This window comes from Citrobacter sp. Cu233 (genome assembly GCF_030332225.1).
Taxonomy (GTDB): Bacteria; Pseudomonadota; Gammaproteobacteria; order Enterobacterales; family Enterobacteriaceae; genus Citrobacter.
In genome coordinates this window covers 342,166-359,087 of record NZ_JAOWIF010000035.1, presented here as the reverse complement: position 1 = coordinate 359,087, position 16,922 = coordinate 342,166, and the positions used below count along the sequence as shown (strand labels likewise).

The 16,922-nt window shown below is 53.8% G+C and carries 16 protein-coding genes; 13 read left to right on the top strand and 3 right to left on the bottom strand.

Annotated features, from left to right (window positions below; genetic code table 11):
* The first annotated feature begins 96 nt into the window (after positions 1 to 96).
* From ilvB to uhpT, 6 genes are all read left to right on the top strand, one after another.
* Positions 97 to 1,785, top strand: coding sequence for an acetolactate synthase large subunit (gene ilvB, locus OGX95_RS15265; RefSeq protein WP_286630034.1), 1,689 nt, complete (start codon positions 97 to 99; stop codon positions 1,783 to 1,785).
* A 3-nt stretch (positions 1,786 to 1,788) separates the two neighbouring features.
* Complete coding sequence (gene ilvN / locus OGX95_RS15260; RefSeq protein ID WP_045448917.1) at positions 1,789 to 2,079, top strand: acetolactate synthase small subunit; 291 nt, start codon at positions 1,789 to 1,791, stop codon at positions 2,077 to 2,079.
* Between the two features lie 74 nt (positions 2,080 to 2,153).
* Positions 2,154 to 2,747, top strand: a complete 594-nt coding sequence (uhpA, locus tag OGX95_RS15255) for a response regulator transcription factor UhpA (protein WP_286630033.1) — start codon at positions 2,154 to 2,156, stop codon at positions 2,745 to 2,747.
* Positions 2,744 to 4,246: a signal transduction histidine-protein kinase/phosphatase UhpB gene (gene uhpB, locus OGX95_RS15250; RefSeq protein ID WP_286630032.1), complete on the top strand. Its 1,503-nt coding sequence runs from the start codon at positions 2,744 to 2,746 to the stop codon at positions 4,244 to 4,246. Before uhpA ends, uhpB begins: the two co-directional genes overlap by 4 nt.
* Before the next feature lie 9 nt (positions 4,247 to 4,255).
* On the top strand, positions 4,256 to 5,584 hold the full coding sequence (locus tag OGX95_RS15245; protein ID WP_286630031.1) for an MFS transporter: 1,329 nt from the start codon (positions 4,256 to 4,258) through the stop codon (positions 5,582 to 5,584).
* A gap of 141 nt (positions 5,585 to 5,725) precedes the next feature.
* Positions 5,726 to 7,117 carry a hexose-6-phosphate:phosphate antiporter UhpT gene (uhpT, locus tag OGX95_RS15240; protein ID WP_286630030.1) on the top strand — a complete coding sequence of 464 codons (1,392 nt, stop codon included), beginning with the start codon at positions 5,726 to 5,728 and terminating at the stop codon, positions 7,115 to 7,117.
* A gap of 42 nt (positions 7,118 to 7,159) precedes the next feature.
* Here the strand turns inward: uhpT and OGX95_RS15235 are convergent, their stop codons facing one another.
* Positions 7,160 to 8,065 carry a LysR family transcriptional regulator gene (locus tag OGX95_RS15235; protein WP_286630029.1) on the bottom strand — a complete coding sequence of 302 codons (906 nt, stop codon included), beginning with the start codon at positions 8,063 to 8,065 and terminating at the stop codon, positions 7,160 to 7,162.
* A 105-nt stretch (positions 8,066 to 8,170) separates the two neighbouring features.
* Between OGX95_RS15235 and OGX95_RS15230 the strand changes: the two genes are divergently transcribed.
* The 3 genes from OGX95_RS15230 (at position 8,171) to nepI (ending at position 10,585) form a co-directional block, all read left to right on the top strand.
* Positions 8,171 to 8,623: a DUF1198 family protein gene (locus tag OGX95_RS15230; RefSeq protein ID WP_286630028.1), complete on the top strand. Its 453-nt coding sequence runs from the start codon at positions 8,171 to 8,173 to the stop codon at positions 8,621 to 8,623.
* Positions 8,624 to 8,722: 99 nt separating this feature from the next.
* Positions 8,723 to 9,247: an SRPBCC domain-containing protein gene (locus OGX95_RS15225; RefSeq protein WP_286630027.1), complete on the top strand. Its 525-nt coding sequence runs from the start codon at positions 8,723 to 8,725 to the stop codon at positions 9,245 to 9,247.
* Positions 9,248 to 9,391: 144 nt separating this feature from the next.
* The gene (nepI, locus tag OGX95_RS15220) at positions 9,392 to 10,585 is read left to right on the top strand and encodes a purine ribonucleoside efflux pump NepI (RefSeq protein WP_286630026.1); all 1,194 of its coding nucleotides are present in this window, start codon (positions 9,392 to 9,394) and stop codon (positions 10,583 to 10,585) included.
* A gap of 59 nt (positions 10,586 to 10,644) precedes the next feature.
* Here nepI and gmuD read toward each other — a convergent pair whose 3' ends face one another.
* Positions 10,645 to 12,027 (bottom strand): 6-phospho-beta-glucosidase GmuD, encoded by a 1,383-nt coding sequence (gmuD, locus tag OGX95_RS15215; protein WP_286630025.1) that lies wholly within the window; start codon positions 12,025 to 12,027, stop codon positions 10,645 to 10,647.
* 94 nt (positions 12,028 to 12,121) lie between these two features.
* The gene (locus tag OGX95_RS15210; RefSeq protein WP_286630024.1) at positions 12,122 to 12,415 is read right to left on the bottom strand and encodes a YicS family protein; all 294 of its coding nucleotides are present in this window, start codon (positions 12,413 to 12,415) and stop codon (positions 12,122 to 12,124) included.
* A gap of 129 nt (positions 12,416 to 12,544) precedes the next feature.
* On the opposite strand from OGX95_RS15210, the gene OGX95_RS15205 reads away from it, so the two are divergent.
* The 4 genes from OGX95_RS15205 to OGX95_RS15190 all read left to right on the top strand — a co-directional run bounded on the left by OGX95_RS15205 (position 12,545) and on the right by OGX95_RS15190 (position 16,907).
* Positions 12,545 to 12,961 (top strand): GNAT family N-acetyltransferase, encoded by a 417-nt coding sequence (locus tag OGX95_RS15205; RefSeq protein ID WP_286630023.1) that lies wholly within the window; start codon positions 12,545 to 12,547, stop codon positions 12,959 to 12,961.
* Positions 12,962 to 13,064: 103 nt separating this feature from the next.
* Positions 13,065 to 15,863, top strand: a complete 2,799-nt coding sequence (gene dagR / locus OGX95_RS15200) for a transcriptional regulator DagR (RefSeq protein ID WP_286630022.1) — start codon at positions 13,065 to 13,067, stop codon at positions 15,861 to 15,863.
* 120 nt (positions 15,864 to 15,983) lie between these two features.
* Entirely contained in the window at positions 15,984 to 16,409 is a 426-nt protein-coding gene (locus tag OGX95_RS15195; protein WP_040231533.1) for a PTS sugar transporter subunit IIA, read from the top strand.
* A 12-nt stretch (positions 16,410 to 16,421) separates the two neighbouring features.
* On the top strand, positions 16,422 to 16,907 hold the full coding sequence (locus tag OGX95_RS15190; protein ID WP_286630021.1) for a PTS sugar transporter subunit IIB: 486 nt from the start codon (positions 16,422 to 16,424) through the stop codon (positions 16,905 to 16,907).
* The last annotated feature ends 15 nt before the right edge of the window (positions 16,908 to 16,922 follow it).

Genomic DNA, 16,922 nt, shown 5'->3' with positions numbered 1-16,922 from the left:
ACACACGATTCCAAAACCCCGCCGGCGCAAACCGGGCGGGGTTTTTCGTATAAGAGACCTGCCCGGAGCAAAGGCCCAGAATAAAAGGACTGGAGCATGGCAAGTTCGGGCATCACATCCAAGCGTACGCGCTTTACGGGCGCAGAATTCATCGTTCATTTCCTGGAACGTCAGGGAATTAAAGTGGTCACCGGTATTCCTGGCGGCTCAATTCTCCCCGTCTACGACGCCTTAAGCCAAAGCACGCAAATCCGTCATATCCTGGCACGCCACGAGCAGGGGGCGGGGTTCATCGCTCAGGGGATGGCACGAACCGAGGGTAAACCGGCGGTGTGTATGGCCTGTAGCGGGCCGGGGGCAACTAACCTGGTTACTGCTATCGCCGATGCACGCCTGGACTCTATTCCGTTGGTGTGTATCACCGGGCAGGTTCCGGCCTCAATGATCGGCACTGACGCCTTCCAGGAAGTTGACACCTACGGCATCTCTATCCCCATCACCAAACATAATTATCTGGTTCGCCATATCAATGAATTACCGCAGGTCATGAGCGATGCCTTCCGCATTGCGCAGTCAGGACGCCCAGGCCCGGTGTGGATAGACATACCTAAGGACATTCAAACAGCCGTATTTGAAATTGAAGAGATGCCGGAGCCTGCAGAAAAAGCCCCTGCGCCAACTTTTAGCGCGGACAGCGTTCGCGATGCTGCCGCCATGATTAATGCGGCACAACGTCCGGTGTTGTACCTCGGTGGCGGCGTGATTAACGCACCTGAGCGTGTACGTGAGCTGGCGGAAAAAGCGATGCTGCCCACCACCATGACCTTAATGGCGCTGGGCATGTTGCCAAAAGCGCATCCGCTGTCGTTAGGCATGCTGGGCATGCACGGCGCACGCAGCACCAACTTTATTCTGCAAGAGGCTGATTTATTAGTTGTTCTTGGCGCACGTTTTGATGACCGGGCGATAGGTAAAACCGAGCAGTTCTGCCCGAATGCAAAAATAATCCACGTGGATATCGATCGTGCTGAGCTGGGTAAAATCAAACAGCCGCATGTGGCAATTCAGGCGGATGTGAATGAGGTACTGGAACAGTTGATCCCATTGATTGAGGCGCAGTCGCGCGACGTGTGGCATCAAATGGTGGCGGATTTGCAGCGTGAATTCCCGTGTACCATTCCACAGGAAAGCGATCCGCTCAGCCATTATGGACTGATTAACGCTGTTGCGGCTTGCGTGGACGACAGCGCCATCATTACCACCGACGTGGGTCAGCATCAGATGTGGGCGGCGCAGGCCTACCCACTGAATCGCCCACGTCAGTGGCTGACTTCTGGTGGTCTGGGCACCATGGGCTTCGGTCTGCCTGCAGCGATTGGTGCGGCGCTGGCGAACCCGGACAAGAAAGTGCTGTGCTTCTCCGGCGACGGCAGCCTGATGATGAATATTCAGGAAATGGCGACTGCCAGTGAAAATCAGCTGGATATTAAAATCATCCTGATGAATAACGAAGCACTGGGTCTGGTGTATCAGCAACAAAGCCTGTTTTATAAACAAGGTGTGTTTGCTGCGACCTATCCGGGGATGATTAACTTTATGCAGATTGCCGCCGGTTTTGGTCTGGAAACCTGCGATTTAAATCATGAAGCGGATCCACAGGCGGCGCTGCAGGAGATAATCAATCGTCCAGGACCGGCGCTGATCCACGTACGTATTGATGCAGAAGAAAAAGTGTACCCGATGGTACCGCCGGGTGCGGCAAACACTGAAATGGTGGGGGAATAAGCCATGCAACAGCAGACTCATGACAACGTAATCCTGGAACTCACCGTACGCAACCACCCGGGTGTAATGACCCACGTTTGTGGGCTGTTTGCCCGCCGTGCGTTCAACGTGGAAGGTATCCTCTGTCTACCGATTCAGGGCAGCGACCAGAGTCGCATCTGGCTACTGGTTAACGACGATCAACGTCTGGAACAGATGATAAGCCAGATCGACAAACTGGAAGATGTGGTGAAAGTGGCGCGTAACCAGTCCGACCCGTCGATGTTTAACAAAATCACTGTGTTCTTTGAGTAAGCCGCTCAAGGCTTGAACAGCAACGCGCTTATCGTTAAGGTAAGCGCGTTTTTTATACCTGCCAGGATGAACCCATGATTACCGTTGCCCTTATTGACGATCACCTTATCGTCCGTTCCGGGTTTGCCCAACTGTTGGGGCTGGAACCCGATTTGCAGGTTGTGGCTGAGTTTGGCTCAGGTAACGAGGCGCTGGCAGGATTGCCGGGACGCGGCGTGCAGGTCTGTATCTGCGATATCTCTATGCCTGACATTTCCGGACTCGAACTGTTAAGCCAGTTGCCAAAAGGCATGGCGATTATCATGCTCTCCGTCCACGACAGCCCGGCGCTGGTGGAGCAGGCGTTGAACGCAGGGGCGCGAGGCTTCCTCTCAAAACGCTGTAGCCCCGATGAGCTGATTGCCGCGGTGCGTACCGTGGCAACCGGCGGCTGCTATTTAACGCCGGACATCGCCGTCAAACTGGCGGCCGGGCGTCAGGACCCGCTAACCAAACGCGAACGTCAGGTGGCAGAAAAACTGGCGCAAGGGATGGCAGTCAAAGAGATCGCGGCTGAACTGGGCTTGTCACCAAAAACGGTACATGTGCACCGCGCCAACCTGATGGAAAAGTTGGGCGTAAGCAACGATGTTGAGTTGGCACGGCGGATGTTTGACGGCTGGCAATGAACACGTTCTTTTCCCGGTTAGTCACCCTTGTTGCCTGCTTTTTTATCTTCTCTGCTGCATGGTTTTGCCTGTGGAGCATCAGCCTGCATCTGGTTGAACGCCCGGAGCTGGCTGTGCTGCTGTTTCCATTTGGCCTGCGCCTGGGCTTGATGCTGCAATGCCCGCGCGGCTACTGGCCGGTACTGTTGGGTGCGGAATGGCTGCTTCTGTTTTGGCTGGCGCAGGAAGTGGCGCTGTCCCATTTGCCACTTTTGGTGATCGGTAGCTTTCTCACTTTACTTCCCGTCGCACTGACCTCACGCTTCCGCCATCAGCGTGACTGGCGCACATTGTTATTACAGGGGGCAGCACTGACTGCGGCGGCACTGCTGCAATCGCTACCATGGCTTGGGCAAGGTGAAGAGGCGTGGACCGTGCTGCTGCTAACACTCACCGGGGGGCTGACGTTGGCGCCGATCTGCCTGGTGTTCTGGCACTATCTGACCAGCACCACCTGGCTGCCGCTGGGACCGGCGGTGGTTTCTCAACCCGTGAACTGGCGCGCACGACATCTGGTTTGGTATTTGCTGTTGTTCAGTGTCAGCCTGTGGTTGCAGTTGGGCCTGCCGAATGAGCTGTCACGCTTTACGCCGTTTTGCCTGGCGCTGCCGATTATTGCACTTGCCTGGCACTATGGCTGGCAGGGGGCGCTGATCGCCACGCTGATGAATGCCATCGCGCTGATTGCCAGCCAGACCTGGCACGATCATCCCGTTGATTTACTGCTCTCGCTGTTGGCGCAAAGCCTGACCGGGCTGCTGCTCGGCGCGGGGATCCAGCGCCTGCGTGAACTCAACCAGTCGCTGCAAAACGAGCTGGCACGCAATCATCGTTTGGCGGAGCGTTTGCTGGAAACCGAAGAAAGCGTACGTCGCGACGTGGCACGTGAACTGCATGATGACATTGGGCAGACCATTACCGCTATTCGTACTCAGGCCGGTATCGTTCAGCGGCTGGCTCCGGAGAATGTGGGCGTAAAGCGCAGTGGGGCGCATATCGAGCAGCTTTCACTCGGGGTATACGATTCGGTACGCCGCCTGTTGGGGCGTTTACGCCCGCGCCAGTTAGATGATTTAACGCTGGAGCAGGCTATCCGTTCGTTGATGCGGGAAATGGAGCTGGAAAGTCGCGGTATCGTCAGCCATCTCGACTGGCATATTGATGAATCAGAACTCAGCGAAAGTCAGCGGGTGACGCTGTTTCGCGTCTGCCAGGAAGGACTGAATAATATTGTTAAGCATGCCAATGCCAGCGCGGTGACGTTGCAGGGCTGGCTACAGGATGAGCGGTTGATGCTGGTGATTGAGGACGATGGCAGCGGCCTGCCGCCGGGTTCGGATCAGCAAGGATTTGGCCTCACCGGGATGCGTGAGCGTATTACGGCCCTCGGCGGTAAGCTTTCGATATCCTGTACGCACGGTACGCGGGTCAGCGTCTCTTTGCCTCAGCGTTATGTGTAAGGAATGGCAATGTTTCAGTTTCTAAAAGCCCCGGCCAATGCGCCACTCATTACTGATAAGCGCGAGGTGGACGCCCGCTATCGCTACTGGCGGCGGCATATTCTGACCACCATCTGGCTTGGTTACGCGCTGTTTTATTTCACGCGCAAAAGCTTCAACGCGGCGGTGCCTGATATCCTGACCAGCGGTGTACTGACCCGCAGTGATATTGGCCTGTTGGCAACGCTGTTTTACATCACTTACGGCCTGTCGAAGTTTGTCTCTGGTATCGTCAGCGATCGTTCCAACGCCCGCTATTTTATGGGGATTGGCTTGATTGCCACTGGCGTGGTGAACATCCTGTTTGGCTTCTCCACCTCGCTGTGGGCTTTTGCGTTACTGTGGGCACTGAATGCGTTCTTCCAGGGCTGGGGATCGCCGGTATGCGCCCGTTTGCTGACGGCCTGGTATTCGCGTACCGAACGCGGTGGCTGGTGGGCGCTATGGAACACCGCGCATAACGTCGGCGGGGCGCTGATCCCGATAGTGATGGCGGCGACGGCGCTGCATTATGGCTGGCGTGCAGGAATGATGATTGCCGGAATACTGGCGATTGTGGTGGGATTTTTCCTGTGCTGGCGATTGCGCGACAGGCCGCAGGCGATTGGCTTACCCCCGGTTGGCGACTGGCGACACGATGAGTTAGAAATTGCCCAGCAGCAGGAGGGCGCAGGCTTAACCCGCAAAGAAATTCTCACCCGCTATGTGTTGCTGAATCCCTATATCTGGCTGCTGTCGTTGTGTTATGTGCTGGTGTACGTGGTGCGTGCGGCGATCAACGACTGGGGTAATTTGTACATGTCAGAAACGCTGGGGGTCGATCTGGTGACCGCCAATACTGCGGTGACCATGTTTGAACTGGGCGGGTTTATCGGGGCACTGGTGGCGGGTTGGGGGTCAGATAAGCTGTTCAACGGCAATCGAGGGCCAATGAACCTGATTTTCGCCGCCGGGATTTTACTTTCCGTCGGTTCGCTATGGCTGATGCCGTTCGCCAGCTACGTGATGCAGGCGGCGTGCTTTTTCACCACCGGATTCTTCGTCTTTGGCCCGCAAATGCTGATTGGTATGGCGGCGGCGGAGTGCTCGCACAAAGAGGCAGCAGGGGCGGCGACCGGGTTTGTCGGGCTGTTCGCTTATCTGGGAGCCTCGCTCTCCGGCTGGCCACTGGCGAAGGTGATGGAGGTTTGGCACTGGACCGGATTCTTTGTGGTTATCGCCATCGCAGCAGGGATATCGGCACTGTTGCTGCTACCGTTTTTGAATGCCCAGGCGCCGCGTGAGCCTGGCGAAGCGTGATGTATCTCACCTTTTTGCCTCAAGTGGGGTAAAACTAAGAAATTTTCCCGGTTTCACCTGGACGCTGTCTCAGGCGTGATCCCGGGCTGATTTTTACAATGCCTGCTATTCGCAGGTATAAAAATTAGCCCGGAGAGTCCTATGCTGGCCTTCTTAAACCAGGTGCGCAAGCCAACCCTGGATCTGCCGCTCGATGTGCGGCGTAAAATGTGGTTCAAACCGTTCATGCAGTCTTATCTGGTGGTCTTTATTGGCTACCTGACCATGTATCTGATCCGCAAAAACTTCAACATCGCGCAGAACGACATGATCTCCACCTACGGGCTGAGCATGACGCAGTTGGGGATGATTGGCCTGGGCTTCTCCATCACCTACGGCGTGGGTAAAACGCTGGTTTCTTATTATGCGGATGGCAAAAACACCAAGCAGTTCCTGCCATTTATGTTGATCCTCTCTGCTATCTGTATGCTCGGCTTCAGTGCCAGCATGGGCGCAGGCTCAACCAGCCTGTTCCTGATGATTACCTTCTACGCGCTGAGCGGATTCTTCCAGAGTACTGGCGGTTCGTGTAGTTATTCCACCATCACCAAATGGACACCTCGCCGTAAACGTGGTTCTTACCTCGGTATGTGGAACATTTCCCACAACCTCGGTGGTGCCGGTGCGGCGGGTGTGGCGTTGTTTGGTGCCAACTACCTGTTCGACGGTCACGTCATTGGCATGTTTATCTTCCCATCGATTATCGCCCTGATTGTTGGCTTTATCGGCCTGCGCTATGGCAGCGACTCCCCGGAATCTTATGGTCTGGGGAAAGCTGAAGAGCTGTTCGGTGAAGAGATCAGCGAAGAAGATAAAGAGACCGAAGAAAATGACATGACCAAGTGGCAGATCTTTGTTGAGTATGTGCTGAAAAACAAAGTGATCTGGCTGCTGTGCTTCTCCAACATTTTCCTGTATGTGGTCCGTATTGGTATCGACCAGTGGTCTACCGTGTACGCGTTCCAGGAACTGAAGCTCTCCAAAGAAGTGGCGATTCAGGGCTTTACCCTGTTTGAAGTGGGGGCGTTGGTCGGTACGCTGCTGTGGGGCTGGCTCTCTGACCTGGCAAACGGTCGCCGGGCGCTGGTGGCCTGTGTGGCACTGGCATTAATCATTGCGACACTGGGTGTTTACCAGCACGCCAGCAACCAGTATGTCTATCTGGCTTCGCTGTTTGCTCTCGGCTTCCTGGTGTTTGGTCCGCAGTTGTTAATTGGTGTTGCCGCCGTTGGTTTCGTGCCGAAAAAAGCAATCGGCGCTGCCGATGGGATTAAAGGGACATTCGCCTATCTGATCGGTGACAGCTTCGCCAAGCTGGGTCTGGGGATGATTGCTGACGGTACACCGGTTTTCGGTCTGACTGGCTGGGCAGGTACCTTCGCCGCGCTGGATACCGCCGCTATCGGTTGTATCTGCCTGATGGCTATCGTGGCCGTGTTTGAAGAACGTAAAATTCGCCGCGAGAAAAAGCTCCAGCAATTGAAAGTCGCTTAAGTGTGTAGTGGTAACTTTTACCCGCCTTTATGGCGGGTTTTTTTATGTTTTAGATTGACTGGTTGCATGCACCAGATTGCGTAGCCACTGATGCGCCGCATCGCGGTGCGTGCGTTCGTGCCAGGCCATACTTTTAGTAAAACCAGCAATGGGCAGCGGCGGCGATACAACGTGCATCCGGGGATCGGTATAGGCCAGTCGGGCAGGGACGACGGCAATCATCTCGCTAATGGCGAGGATATCCGGCAGAACCAGAAAACTGCTGACTGACAAACCAATCTGTCGTTTTCGTCCGACATCTGCCAGCGCATCATCGGTGACCCCCCAGAAATTTTCGCCCTTATAAGAAACCAGCACATGCTCCAGCGCGCAGAAGCGATCGAGTGTTAACGCCTGGTGGGCATCGGGATGATCATGACGCATGAGACAGACATACTCTTCGTTATATAACGGGCGGTTGTGCAAATTATCCGGTGTTGAATCCGGCGTCAGCAGCGCCAGGTCAATTTTACCCTGCTCAAACTGTGTTGTTAGCTGCTCCGGCTCAACGGGAACGACCCGCACACGAATACCTGGCGCACGTGCGCGAAGCGCGGCGATAAACGGCACGATCACCGCTTTAAGGGCGTAATCGGTAGCGGCGACGGTAAAGGTGAGCGTTTCGGTGAGTGGGTCGAACTGCGCGGGCTTAAGCAGGATATCAATGTCGCTGAGGATCTGTTTGATGGGGGCTGCCATCGCGCGAGCCCGTAGTGTCGGGACGATACCGTGCGGCGTGCGGACAAACAGCGGATCGTCAAAATAATCACGCAGACGGTTTAGCATGCCGCTAACCGCTGGTTGGGTGAGCGACAGTCGCTGCGCCGCCCGGGTAACGTTGCGTTCATCCAGCAGGGCATCCAGCGTTTTCAACAGATTAAGATCGAGGGTTCTGATATCAGATTTCATGATGTCTGCTCATGGGGTCGATAAGTCACATTATGACACGTTCAGTCGTCGACACCGGTGAATTTGCCGCTATGATGGGCGTCCTGTCTGGTAATGGATGTGCGCATGATTTGGATAATACTGGCCACGCTGGTTGTTGTTTTTGTTGTGGGTTTTCGGGTACTGACGTCCGGGTCACGGCGCGCGATTCGTCGTCTGAGCGAACGTCTGAGTATTGATGTTGTGCCGGTAGAATCAATGATCGATCAGATGGGGAAAGTGCAGGGAGAGGCGTTTTTACAGTACCTTCATCGACCTGACGAATCGCATCTGCAAAATGCCGCCCAGGCGCTGCTAATCTGGCAAATCGTCATTGTTGACGGTAGTGAACAGAATCTGCTGCAGTGGCACCGGGTGTTGCAAAAAGCCCGGCTGGCCGCGCCGATTACCGACGCACAGGTACGCCTGGCGCTGGGTTTTCTGCGCGAAATGGAGCCGGATATGCAGGAGATAAATGCGTTTCAGATGCGCTATAACGCCTTTTTTCAACCTGAAGATGGGGTGCACTGGTTGCACTGATATCAAAATATGTGATGACGGATATTTTTAATCGTCATTATATTTATATCTCTCTCCCGCGCATGATGAACCTCGTTAACTCACACGACGAGGTTCATCATGAAACAAGCGACTCAACAAAGTGCAATTATCTGGCCGCAAGCGTATTTGCCAGGGGCGACCGATAACTTTGCCTCCAATGAAATCATTGTTGCCGGACTGAGCGCCCGCGCTGTCTGGGCGCAGCTCAACGACACAACGCGCTGGCCGACGTATTACAGCAATGTGGCGGATATCCGGTTTCACGATGGCTCCGGACCGTTTCTGAGTATGAACGCCCGTTTCCGTTTCACAACTTTTGGTTTCCCAATTGAAGCGCAGGCCATCGAATATGTACCACCGGTCGATGGTCAGGCTGCGCGTATTGCCTGGCACGGCTGGGCGGAAGGGGATGCTGATTCGCGTCTGGATGTTGTCCATGCCTGGCTGTTTGAGGATTTACCCGGCGGGCGCGTACGTATTCTGACGCAGGAGTCGCAGCGTGGTGTTCCGGCACAGGAGCTGGCGCGCACGCTACCCAATCCGATGATTAATGGTCACCAGGAGTGGATAACCGGGCTGGCAAGGGCTGCACGCGAGGTTTAGGTGATCTAACAACGGCACTCTGTCGTAGACCGGATAAGACAACGTTGCTATACGACGGCAAACAGTTGCTGAAGCGTTAAATGCGTCACACTTTTAGTGTTACACTGCGTAACTTTTCTACAATGAACCCACGCAGGTAACAAAATGAGTGACGCTATTGAACAAAAATCCCGCGCTGAGGCAAATGCCCGACCGAACTGGTCGGCGGTATTCGCCGTGGCGTTCTGTGTTGCCTGCCTGATAACCGTTGAATTTCTGCCCGTCAGTTTGTTGACGCCAATGGCGCAGGATCTCGGTATTTCGGAAGGTGTTGCCGGACAATCGGTGACCGTAACGGCGTTTGTCGCCATGTTTGCCAGCCTGTTTGTGACACAAATTATTCAGGCAACCGATCGTCGCTACGTGGTGCTCCTCTTTTCGGTGCTGCTGACGATCTCCTGCCTGCTGGTTTCCTTTGCCAACTCGTTTACCTTGTTGTTGATTGGTCGTGCCTGTCTCGGTCTGGCGCTTGGCGGGTTCTGGGCGATGTCGGCATCGCTGACCATGCGTCTGGTTCCTGCACGGACGGTGCCGAAAGCGTTATCGGTGATCTTTGGTGCAGTCTCTATCGCACTGGTCATTGCCGCCCCGCTGGGGAGCTTCTTAGGCGGCATCATTGGCTGGCGCAACGTCTTTAATGCCGCGGCGGTGATGGGCGTGCTGTGCACCATCTGGGTGGTGAAATCGCTGCCTTCGCTGCCCGGTGAGCCATCACACCAGAAACAAAACATGTTTAGTCTGCTGCAACGACCGGGGGTAATGGCTGGCATGATTGCTATCTTCATGTCCTTTGCCGGGCAGTTCGCCTTCTTTACCTACATCCGCCCGGTGTACATGAATCTGGCGGGATTTGATGTGGATGGTTTGACGCTGGTGCTGCTGAGCTTTGGTATTGCCAGTTTTGTCGGGACGTCGCTCTCGTCGGTTATCCTGAAACGTTCGGTCAAACTGGCATTAGCCGGTGCGCCGCTGGTGCTCGCGCTCTGCGCGCTGGTGCTGATTCTGTGGGGGAGTGACAAAGTGGTGGCAGCTGCAATTGCGATTATCTGGGGGCTGTCGTTTGCGCTGGTACCGGTCGGCTGGTCGACGTGGATCACCCGTTCTTTGGCCGATCAGGCAGAGAAAGCCGGGTCCGTTCAGGTCGCCGTGATCCAACTGGCTAACACCTGTGGCGCCGCAATTGGCGGGTATGCGCTCGATAACCTTGGTTTGCTGTCTCCCCTGATGCTCTCAGGTGCTCTGATGCTGCTGACGGCGCTTCTGGTGGCGGCGAAAGTCCGTATTAAAGCGGATCAATAATCTTATCGGATATTGCCGGATGCGGTGTTTGCACCGCCATCCGGCCGCCTGTTCATTTCTCAATCAAAACCATTGTGCCCGGCGGTATGAGCAAACCATTCGCCACTCTTTTTCACCGTACGTTTTTGCGTTTCCAGATCGAGCTGGACAAAACCGTAGCGGTTTTTGTATCCGTTCAGCCATGACCAGTTATCAATAAAGGTCCACATATGGTAGCCAAGACAATTGCAGCCTTCGCTAATGCCTTTATGTAGCCATTTCAGATGTTCAGAGACAAATTCAATACGATAGCTGTCGTTTATCTGATCCTGCTGGATGAAACGCTGCTCATTTTCGACACCCATACCGTTTTCAGAAATAAAACAGCGCGGATTGCCGTAATTATCACGCAGGTTGGTAATAATATCGTAAATACCCGGCTCATATATTTCCCAGCCACGGTAAGGGTTCATTTTACGTCCCGGCATTTCGTAGTAATCAAATAACCATTCCGGCATAAACGGTGCGTTCGGATTGACTGCGCTATCGCGACATTTCACGCGACGCGGCTGATAATAATTGATGCCCAGCAGATCAATTTTGCCATCAGCTATCAGTTGGCTGTCGCCGGGGAGACATGCTGGCAGCTGATCGTACTCTTTCAACAGTTCTACCAGGTCTGCCGGGTACTCACCTTTCAGCACCGGATCGAGGAAACTACGGTTAAAGAGCAGGTCTGCATGGTGTGCGGCTTTTACATCTGCCGGATTTTGCGAGCGAGGATAAGAAGGCGTTAAATTCAACACTACGCCAATTTCGCCGTCATAACCTCCGACGCGCCAGGCCCGAACCGCCAGCGAATGTGCCAGGATGGTGTGGTACGCCACAGTCGTGGCGCGTTTGAAATCCACCACGTTAGGGTAGTGAAAATCATACAGATAACCGCCTTCTACCGGGACAATCGGTTCGTTAAAGGTGAACCAGTGCTTCACCCGATTGCCGAACAAGTTAAAGCAGGTCTGTGCATAGTGGCCAAATGCCTCGACCACTTCACGGTTTTCCCAGCCGCCTTTCTCCTGCATCACCATCGGCATGTCAAAATGGAACAGGGTGATAAAGGGCGTAATACCTTGAGCCAGTAACTCGTCGATAACGTTGTTATAAAAATCAACGGCCTCTGGATTCACCTCACCCGTGCCGTTTGGGATCAGGCGTGACCAGCTCAGTGATGTACGAAAGCTGTTATGTTTCAGCTGGTTGAGTAGGGCGATGTCCTGTTTCCAATGCTGATAAAACGTGGATGTGTTCGCCGGGCCAATGCCCTGATGGAAACGACCCGGTTGGCGGTCGAACCACGCATCCCATGTGGTCTGGCTTTTGCCGCCGTTGAGGCTATCACCTTCCGTTTGCAGCGCGGAGCAGGCACTGCCCCACCAGAAGTTCGCAGGAAAACGGTATCGCATTATTGTTGCTCCCTTACTCTTTATTCGTTGTGGCAACAATACGTGTTTTTGCGATACGGAAACCGGTTACAGTGCTCATTTTCCGACATAATGGCTATAAATCAGGGCATTCAACTTTGCCAAGCGCTTCCCAGTAGTTGTTCTGATTATTTCTTTCTATCGCCACAATGGCTTCGCGAATATGCTGCTGATTGCGCGTATCAGACATAATTGTTTTTTCCCACACTTCATCTGATGGCGACCCCTGTGGGGTGCAAAGCTTGCGCAAATCCTTGAGTACGGTGTTCTTTTCGTGAACCGACTGTAACCCGCCGTAAGCCGAGTCAGCCTGCGCCGGGCCCGGTAGCGTGAAAAGGACGGCAATAATCGGAAAAACGGCTAATTTCATGATAATAATCCTTGTTGTTGATGCGCATCATCTCAAGAGTAAGTGTAGATGGCATACGGCTCACTCATCAGCCTGTGTTAACGATTAAAAATAAATCAGCCAGAAGTTGTAGTCTTTCAGGAGGATAGGATGCAGATACAGATTACTGATACCGTTACAGAAGATGATCAAAATGCGCTGCTTACCGGGCTGCGTGCTTACAATTTCCAGTTCCTGAAAACGACCAACTTTGGTGATTTGGCGGTCTACTGGCGTGATGAACACAATAAGATTCGGGGTGGGCTGATCGGCAAAATCAAAGGCGAATGGTTGTGCATTGAGTTCTTATGGATGGATGACGCCCTGCGCAAAGGCGGTTATGGCACGAAACTGATGCAAGTGGCAGAACAGACGGCACGTGAGCGAGGATGTCTGCATGCGCTGGTTGATACCATGAGTTTCCAGGCGCTGCCGTTTTATCAAAAGAACGGCTATCAGTTGCAAATGACCCTCGATAATTTCCCGGAATCAGGTGCTGCACGTCATTATTTAGCAAAAACATTTTGATGACCGGGAGGGTTGCCCGTAACGACTGGATGCCGCCTCACTTTCTTGCGCAGCAGAATAGTGTATGTTCTGAACAATCATTTATTTCTTAAGCGGTAAAGAGATGAGACGGATTGAGATAATACTGGGAGAGCTGGAACGACTGACGCGAGGACTGAATCTTGCCCATCTGGCGCAGGAAACGGCGTTCACAGCGGAAGCTATCGGCTTTAACCTTGGGCTGGCGCGCAATTCGGTCAGTAAAGATCTCAATCAACTCTGGAATGACGGTCTGGCGATTAAAAGCCGCGGGCGTCCGGTATTCTTTTTGCATCGTCAGGCGATTGAGACATTGCTGGATCGCAAACTCGATGAGTCTGAGCGTGAAGTACAAACCGTTGCCGATCTGTTACCTGCTCAGGAAAATCAGGCGGCAGATGATCCCTTTTTTGGCCTGATTGGCTACGATCGCAGTTTGCGCGATGCGGTGGAAAAAGGCCGGGCGGCGGTGCTTTATCCCCACGGATTACACGTCCTTTTGACCGGTCCTTCTGGTGTCGGCAAAACTTTTTTTGCTGAACTGATGCACCGTTTTGCCTCTGAACGCGCAACGGGCACGCCCCCGCCGCTGGTGTATTTCAACTGCGCGGAATACGCCCATAACCCGGAGTTGCTCTCTTCACACCTGTTTGGCCATCGACAGGGCGCTTTTACCGGCGCAAACGAGAATAAACCCGGTCTGGTCGAGCAGGCCGACGGCGGTTATCTACTGCTCGATGAAGTCCATCGTCTGCCGTATGAAGGTCAGGAAAAGCTGTTCTCTATTCTCGACAAAGGCGAGTATCGACCGTTGGGTTCAAGCGGTACGGCGCGTTCTATTGCGGTTCGTCTGATTTGTGCCACCACCGAACCCGTCAGCTCAGCATTGCTGCGCACCTTCCAGCGGCGTATTCAGGTGTGTATCGATCTCCCCGGCATCCGCCAGCGCTCGGTGGAGGAACAGGTTGAATTGATTGTCGGATTCTTACAGCGTGAGAGCCGTAAAATCGAGCGTACAGTAAGCATCGACCGCACTTTGCTGCTTTGGCTGCTGAACAAACCGTTAGAAGGCAACATTGGTCAGCTCAAGAGCGACATTCAGTTTCTCTGCGCCCAGGCTTGGGCTTCGGGGATGACGGAGCACAGCGATACGCTACAACTGGATAAACGTCTGGCAGACATCCCGTTTAACGCCACGCCGGAACAACGTTTGCTGGTTGGGGCGCTGTTCGAAGGGAAAGAGCACCTGAGCATTGATGCCCGAACGTTGCCTGCGCTGAAAAATTCGCTGGCGACCGGGGCTGAAATTGAAGAGAGCGATCTCTTTTACAGCTTCCTGACCCGGGAATATATCAACCTGCGTAACAGCAACGTACCGCCAGCTGAAACGCTGGCGATACTCAAAAATAAACTCAGTTCGATTTTTGAATATGGTCTTTACAGCCGTGATAGCGTGGCGCATCCACCGCGCTACGGTGACCAGATTGAAGAACGGGTGACGTTACTTATCGGCTGTGTTGAACAGGTGCTGGGTTTTACGTTGCCGGAAAACCTGGTGAATCCGCTGCGCAAACACTTTCTGGCGTTGATTGGTTATGTACAGCGCGGGCTTATTCCACAACTTTATTCTTCCAGCCTGATCCTCGACCGCTGTAAAGATGAATACGAAAACGCCACGCTGTTATGCCGAAAAATCAATGAACTGCTGCATATTCAGTGCCCGGCAACGGAAGTGGTCTGGCTGTGCCTGTTCCTCAAGGAGTGCCGCCATTACCGTCAACGGATTGATGCCAGCCCGGATTGCGGGGTGATTTTGATTGCCCACGGCGCGACGACAGCCACAAGCCAGGCGCAGTACGTGAATCGTGTGCTGGAACGCGAGGTGTTCAGCGCTATCGATATGCCTTTTGAGCAGTCGGTGCATGACACGCTGGAAGCCCTGACGCAGATGATCCAGACCCGGCAATATCGGCGGTTAATCCTGATGGTTGATATTGGCTCATTGGTCCATTTTGGGAGCACGATCAGCAAATTATTCCAGATAGACGTTCTGCTGATGCCCAATATCACGCTCACCAGTCTGCTGGAGATAGGACTGGATTTAAGCTACGAAACCAGTGATTTGCCACAGCTGGCGGCGCTGATGCAGAGCAAAAATATACCCTGCCAGCTCTGTACGCCACAGCAGGAAAACAGTGGCAAAGTGCTGGTCATCTCTTGCATCACCGGTATGGGCACGGCGGAAAAAATCAAAAAGGTGCTGGAAGAGAGTTTTGGTGAGTTAATGTCGCAGGATACGCGGATGGTGATCCTCGATTACAACGAAGTTCGCAGCCTGGAGCGCATTCAGCAGGCGATTAACGCCAGCGAACGACTGGCAGGCATTGTCGGTACTTTCCAGCCGGGACTGCCTGATATCCCGTTTATCTCGCTTGAAGAGTTGTTCTCCGAGCAGGGGCCTGAACTGGTGCTCAGTCTGCTGACGCCGGATCTTTCAAGCAGTGAGCGCCGTCTGGAGATGGAGCGCAGCGCGATGCGTTTTATCAGTGCGTTGACCATGGAAAGTATCATTAACCATATCTCAGTGCTTAACCCGCAGCGTATTCTGAAGGAGATGGAAGGTGTACTTAACCATCTGACCGCCACGCTTTCGCTGAAACCGAGCCGCCAGGTGACACTGCGCTTCCTGATCCACTGCTGTTGTATGGTCGAGCGTATCGTGATTAATCGTAAACCGTTACAGATGGCGCTGGAGAACAAGCCAGATCTGGATGTTCGCGCGTTTAGTGTCATTAAATCCGCCTTCCTGCCGATCGAAGAGGCCTATGCCATTCGGTTATCGGACGCGGAATATATTTATATCTACGAACTGTTATATAGCTAATCCCTCGTCTGGTGGGGCTTTGCGCCCCACCGTCACCCACACCGCCCCCGCGTGACACAAATTCTGGCACAGCCTTTGCTCTGTTTACTTATGTCTATGTAATCGAGCCAGGAGGCCATTTTGACTACCACTGAATCCTTGCCCCAGATCCTGCTGCTGACCCATGGCGGCTGGGGGCAACAGCTTTGCAACAGCCTGCGCATGGTAATGGGCGAAATTAAAGGCGTAACGGAAATCGCGCTGATGCCTGTTGATACGCTTGGCGAGTTTTATCAGCGCGTCGAAGCCGTGGTGAAAACCATGCCGGAAGGTTCACTGATCCTGACTGATTTTATTGGCGGCACCACCTCTAACGTGGCGGCGCGGCTGAGTGCCGATTACCCGGTGGCAGTGATTTCCGGGCTCAATGCCTCTTTGCTGCTGGAGGCGCTCGACAAACGCGAGCATGGCCAGTTGACCACCTGCGTGGCTGAACTGGTCGAAGCCGGGCGTAGCAGTTGCCTGGACGTTGTTGCCCACGTACGTCAATTACAACAATCACAATAAGGAAGAAACATCATGGCAAACATCGTCTTATGTCGTATCGATAGCCGTCTGATTCATGGACAAGTAGTGACAAAGTGGGTCGGGCAATCCCAGGCAAACCGGATTGCAGTGGTCAGCGATGAACTGGATGCCGATCCGTTTATGAAAAACATCTACCTGATGGCCGCGCCGCCGAACATCAAAGTGGATTGCTTCGGTAACCAAAGTTTTGCCGCTGCCTGGAAAGAGAATCAATTGGGTGACGGAAAGGTTCTGGTGCTGTTCCCCTCCCTGGCGGCGGTTCAGGAAGCGGTCCAGTTGGGCTTTGACGTCACCACTATTCAGGTGGGGGGACTGGGCGGTGGGCCAAACCGCAAAGCGGTATTCCAGAACATTACGTTGGATGAAAAAGACGTCGGCATTCTGAGCGACCTGAAAAATCGTGGGATTCAGGTGTTCTTCCAGACCATCCCGGAAGATAAGCCGCAGTCGCTGGACGATATCCTGAGAAAATTCTAATTCTTTGATAACAGG